Genomic DNA, 2,945 nt, shown 5'->3' on the forward strand with positions numbered 1-2,945 from the left:
TTTCTTTGAGTCCACAAAACCCCTTGGGTGTTGTATGGTTAAGCCTCACGGGCAATTAGTACAGGTTAGCTCAATGCCTCGCAGCACTTACACACCCTGCCTATCAACGTCGTAGTCTACGACAACCCTTTAGGACACTTATAGTGCCAGGGAAAACTCATCTCAAGGCTCGCTTCCCGCTTAGATGCTTTCAGCGGTTATCGATTCCGAACTTAGCTACCGGGCAATGCCATTGGCATGACAACCCGAACACCAGAGGTTCGTCCACTCCGGTCCTCTCGTACTAGGAGCAGCCCCCTTCAATTTTCCAACGCCCACGGCAGATAGGGACCGAACTGTCTCACGACGTTCTAAACCCAGCTCGCGTACCACTTTAAATGGCGAACAGCCATACCCTTGGGACCGACTTCAGCCCCAGGATGTGATGAGCCGACATCGAGGTGCCAAACACCGCCGTCGATATGAACTCTTGGGCGGTATCAGCCTGTTATCCCCGGAGTACCTTTTATCCGTTGAGCGATGGCCCTTCCATTCAGAACCACCGGATCACTATGACCTGCTTTCGCACCTGCTCGAATTGTCATTCTCGCAGTCAAGCGGGCTTATGCCATTGCACTAACCACACGATGTCCAACCGTGTTTAGCCCACCTTCGTGCTCCTCCGTTACTCTTTGGGAGGAGACCGCCCCAGTCAAACTACCCACCAGGCACTGTCCGTAACCCCGATTCAGGGGCCAACGTTAGAACATCAAAACTACAAGGGTGGTATTTCAAGGACGACTCCACCACATCTAGCGACGCGGTTTCATAGTCTCCCACCTATCCTACACATGTAGGTTCAATGTTCAGTGCCAAGCTGTAGTAAAGGTTCACGGGGTCTTTCCGTCTAGCCGCGGGTACACTGCATCTTCACAGCGATTTCAATTTCACTGAGTCTCGGGTGGAGACAGCGTGGCCATCATTACGCCATTCGTGCAGGTCGGAACTTACCCGACAAGGAATTTCGCTACCTTAGGACCGTTATAGTTACGGCCGCCGTTTACCGGGGCTTCGATCAAGAGCTTCGACCGAAGTCTAACCCCATCAATTAACCTTCCGGCACCGGGCAGGCGTCACACCGTATACGTCATCTTACGATTTTGCACAGTGCTGTGTTTTTAATAAACAGTTGCAGCCACCTGGTATCTGCGACTCTCGTCTGCTCCATCCGCAAGGGACTTCACTGATAAGAGCGTACCTTCTCCCGAAGTTACGGTACCATTTTGCCTAGTTCCTTCACCCGAGTTCTCTCAAGCGCCTTGGTATTCTCTACCCGACCACCTGTGTCGGTTTGGGGTACGATTCCTTACAATCTGAAGCTTAGAGGCTTTTCCTGGAAGCATGGCATCAATGACTTCACTACCGTAGTAGCTCGACATCGTATCTCAGCGTTAATAGCGGTCCGGATTTACCTAAACCACCCGCCTACGTACTTGAACCTGGACAACCGTCGCCAGGCCCACCTAGCCTTCTCCGTCCCCCCATCGCAATTGTAAGAAGTACGGGAATATTAACCCGTTTCCCATCGACTACGCCTTTCGGCCTCGCCTTAGGAGTCGACTTACCCTGCCCCGATTAACGTTGGACAGGAACCCTTGGTCTTCCGGCGAGGGAGTTTTTCACTCCCTTTATCGTTACTCATGTCAGCATTCGCACTTCTGATACCTCCAGCAGCCCTTACAGACCACCTTCAACGGCTTACAGAACGCTCCCCTACCCCACATACCCTAAGGTACGTAGCCGCAGCTTCGGTGTATAGCTTAGCCCCGTTACATCTTCCGCGCAGGCCGACTCGACCAGTGAGCTATTACGCTTTCTTTAAATGATGGCTGCTTCTAAGCCAACATCCTGGCTGTCTGAGCCTTCCCACATCGTTTCCCACTTAGCTATACTTTGGGACCTTAGCTGGCGGTCTGGGTTGTTTCCCTCTCCACGACGGACGTTAGCACCCGCCGTGTGTCTCCCGGATAGTACTTACTGGTATTCGGAGTTTGCAAAGGGTTGGTAAGTCGGGATGACCCCCTAGCCTTAACAGTGCTCTACCCCCAGTAGTATTCGTCCGAGGCGCTACCTAAATAGCTTTCGGGGAGAACCAGCTATCTCCAGGTTTGATTGGCCTTTCACCCCTAGCCACAAGTCATCCGCTAATTTTTCAACATTAGTCGGTTCGGTCCTCCAGTTGATGTTACTCAACCTTCAACCTGCCCATGGCTAGATCACCTGGTTTCGGGTCTAATCCTAGCAACTGTACGCCCAGTTAAGACTCGGTTTCCCTACGGCTCCCCTAAACGGTTAACCTTGCTACTAAAATTAAGTCGCTGACCCATTATACAAAAGGTACGCAGTCACACCACGAAGGTGCTCCTACTGCTTGTACGTACACGGTTTCAGGTTCTATTTCACTCCCCTCACAGGGGTTCTTTTCGCCTTTCCCTCACGGTACTGGTTCACTATCGGTCAGTCAGTAGTATTTAGCCTTGGAGGATGGTCCCCCCATATTCAGACAGGATATCACGTGTCCCGCCCTACTCGTTTTCACTGATTATGATGTGTCGGTTACGGGGCTATCACCCTTTATTGCGAGACTTTCCAGACTCTTCACCTGCATCATTAAAAGCTTAAGGGCTAATCCAATTTCGCTCGCCGCTACTTTCGGAATCTCGGTTGATTTCTCTTCCTCGGGGTACTTAGATGTTTCAGTTCCCCCGGTTTGCCTCCTGTTGCTATGTATTCACAACAGGATACTTACTTATGTAAGTGGGTTTCCCCATTCAGGAATCCCAGACTCAAAAGGTTATTACTACCTAATCTGGGCTTATCGCAAGTTATTACGCCTTTCATCGCCTCTGACTGCCAAGGCATCCACCGTGTACGCTTAGTCACTTAACCATACAACCCGAAAGGGT

The 2,945-nt window shown here is 51.2% G+C and carries 1 rRNA gene; it reads right to left on the reverse strand.

Annotated elements, in window-relative coordinates:
* Nucleotides 1-34: 34 nt before the first annotated feature.
* A 23S ribosomal RNA gene (locus AB4585_RS20150) occupies nt 35-2,928 on the reverse strand.
* Nucleotides 2,929-2,945: the final 17 nt, after the last annotated feature.

The organism is Vibrio sp. 10N.222.49.C9 (assembly GCF_041474985.1).
GTDB classification, from domain to species: Bacteria; Pseudomonadota; Gammaproteobacteria; order Enterobacterales; family Vibrionaceae; genus Vibrio; species Vibrio crassostreae_C.